We start from the raw sequence: 2,472 nt of genomic DNA on the forward strand, positions 1-2,472 counted from the left end.
CGGCGGTGACACCAAAATACCTGCAGGGGTTTGCGCCGGCGCGGGAGCTGCCGATCATCTGGCGCATCACCCGCGGCTCGCTGTTCAACAAGCTGATCCTGCTGATGCCGGTGGCGATGCTCTTGGCCAATTTTGCGCCTTGGCTGATCACGCCGCTATTGATGCTGGGCGGCAGCTATCTGTGTTTTGAAGGGGCGGAAAAAATTTTCCATGTCCTGTTCCCGCATGCCAGCCACGCGATTGATGAGGATATGAGCATCAAGGATCCCGGCCATCTGGAAGAGCAGAAGATCAAGGGCGCGATCAAGACCGATTTCATCCTGTCCGCCGAGATCATGACCATCGCGCTGGCCGCGATCGAAGCGCCCAATGTCTGGATGCAGGCGGCGACGCTGGCAGTAGTGGCTGTTGGGGTGACGCTGGCAGTTTACGGCTCTGTCGCGCTGATCGTGAAGATGGATGATGTGGGGCTGTATCTGACCAAGAACGCGCCGACGCCCGTTGGCCGCGGGCTGGGGCGCGGGCTGGTCAAGTTCATGCCGGTGCTGATGTGGATCCTGTCGGTGGTCGGCACTGCGGCGATGCTGTGGGTTGGCGGCTCCATCATCATCCACGGGCTGGAGGTGCTGGGCTTTGGCTGGCTCGGCCATCACATCCACGACTGGGCCTATGCCGTCGGCCGCGCGGTGCCTGAGGGCTGGACCGGATTTGCCGAATGGAGCGCCAAGGCGGCGATGGACGGGGTTTTTGGTGTTGCTTGGGGGCTGGTTCTAATCCCGTTGGCGACCAAGGTGATCGGGCCGGTGATTGCAGCTGTGTCAGGGAAACCTGCGGGTCACTGAAAGAGACTAGTCACGATTAACAAAAGATTCAGGATGCGCTTTTGAAGAAACCAATTATCAAAATTCTTTCCGGTCCAACTCCAAACCAGGTTGCAGCAGGTGAAATAGCGACAGGCGGAACGGCGTCTTTGCTCTCGGCACTAAGCAAGGCTGCGGACCTCGCACCTATGGATGTGAAACAGTTGTACGGTTTTCTTCACTTCCGCTTGCATTCTGCCAAACAGGCGCAAGACCGCAGCGGCTGGTTCGGAGGCCGGTTGTTCAACAAATTCAGCGGCGAGTCTTCAGACTACATCCCGCTTTCCGGCACTCAAATGACGCAAGCTTTTCTTGCTGCAGAGATACAACCTCCAGAATTCATCGTCGCCAATGGTAGCTATGAACTGCGTCTGGACTACGCACAGAAAGCCTATGATGCGTTGAAGAAAACCTTGGAACCTGACAACGCCCAATAGGAGGTTCAAATCGAAAAAAAAGGGCTCCGAGAGGAGCCCTTTTCTGTTTCTGGTATTTGAAGGGCCTCAGCCCAGCAGTTCTTTCACCTTGGCGACCGTGCCCTCGGCAGTGATGCCGAAGCGCTGGAACAGTTCGCCTGCGGGGGCGGAGGCGCCGAAGCGGTCCATGCCGACGAAACCAGCTTTCTTCTCCTGGCCGCGCTCACCCGGCAGCCAGCGGTCCCGGGCGCCGTTGTGCACAAACCGCCTGGGTGCCTTGGGCTTCCGGCTTTGCCCCGGCTTCCATTGCACCGGGCGTATCCTTGGCAGTTTCCTAAGTGCCCGCTGGGTGGAACATACCAGTGTCCGGCACCGCGTGGCGGATCGTCCAGATCAATCCGGCAGGGAATTTACCGGCAGATAATCTCTGCCGGCTCTAATGCGCGGCGGGTTCCAGCCTGGCTGCAGCAGCCAGCGCCTGGCGGTGCACGCCGGGTTGTGTCCGCAGCTTCCGGCTGGCTTGTTCTTGTTTCTTTTTAGAGGGATCCACTGTGAAAAAATCAATCCTTGGCACCGTAGCTTTACTCGTATCCGCCCCTTATGCCGTTGCAGAGGAAACCTGCGGCATGCTGTGCAAGCCGGAGTTCTATCAAAGCGCGACACCGGCCGACATCCAGCAGCTGATTGCAGGGGGCGAAGATGTAAATGCACAGGGATCGATGGGACGGTCTCCGCTGCATTTTGCAGCTTCCGCCAGCCCGGAAGCCATTCAGGCATTGCTTGCAGCCGGCGCGGTTGTAGGAGCGCCTGATTCTCTCGACCGAAAACCGATCCATTTTGTCTCGGCCGTCGCGGGGCCCGAGAATGTGCTGGTTCTGCTCAAGGCCGGAGCCGATCCCAATGCACGCACAGCCAACAACTGGACGCCGCTGCACGGGGTGGCGAAATGGGGGCGGCCGGAGACCATCCGGGTGCTGCTGGATTCCGGTGCGGATCCTGCAGCCGTAAACGACATGGGAGAAACCCCCTTTGACCTGGTGGGCAACAATACCCGGGTGCTTGAATCAGGAGAGTTTCAAGTACTGAAAGAGGCCAAGATGCAGTAGCCGCCCGGCACCGGCAGCTGCCATTGCTGCATAGCCCCCCTAAAAAGAAAGGACGCCAGCAGCTGACGTCCTTTCCCTGGTCAATTTGCA

4 protein-coding genes are annotated in these 2,472 nt (G+C 58.8%); 3 read left to right on the forward strand and 1 reads right to left on the reverse strand.

Going from position 1 to position 2,472, the window contains the following annotated elements; translation table 11 throughout:
• Positions 1–842, forward strand: an 842-nt coding sequence (locus A2I95_RS31405; RefSeq protein WP_291736130.1) for a DUF808 domain-containing protein, incomplete at its 5' end; no start/stop codon positions are given.
• 41 nt (positions 843–883) lie between these two features.
• Entirely contained in the window at positions 884–1,297 is a 414-nt protein-coding gene (locus A2I95_RS31410) for a hypothetical protein (RefSeq protein WP_156916879.1), read from the forward strand.
• A gap of 66 nt (positions 1,298–1,363) precedes the next feature.
• On the opposite strand, the gene A2I95_RS31415 is transcribed toward A2I95_RS31410, so the two are convergent.
• Positions 1,364–1,588 carry a hypothetical protein gene (locus A2I95_RS31415; RefSeq protein ID WP_027259045.1) on the reverse strand — a complete coding sequence of 75 codons (225 nt, stop codon included), beginning with the start codon at positions 1,586–1,588 and terminating at the stop codon, positions 1,364–1,366.
• A 239-nt stretch (positions 1,589–1,827) separates the two neighbouring features.
• On the opposite strand from A2I95_RS31415, the gene A2I95_RS31420 reads away from it, so the two are divergent.
• Positions 1,828–2,382 carry an ankyrin repeat domain-containing protein gene (locus tag A2I95_RS31420; protein WP_156916878.1) on the forward strand — a complete coding sequence of 185 codons (555 nt, stop codon included), beginning with the start codon at positions 1,828–1,830 and terminating at the stop codon, positions 2,380–2,382.
• Positions 2,383–2,472 lie beyond the last annotated feature (90 nt).

The sequence above is a fragment of the Leisingera sp. F5 genome (assembly GCF_001593695.1).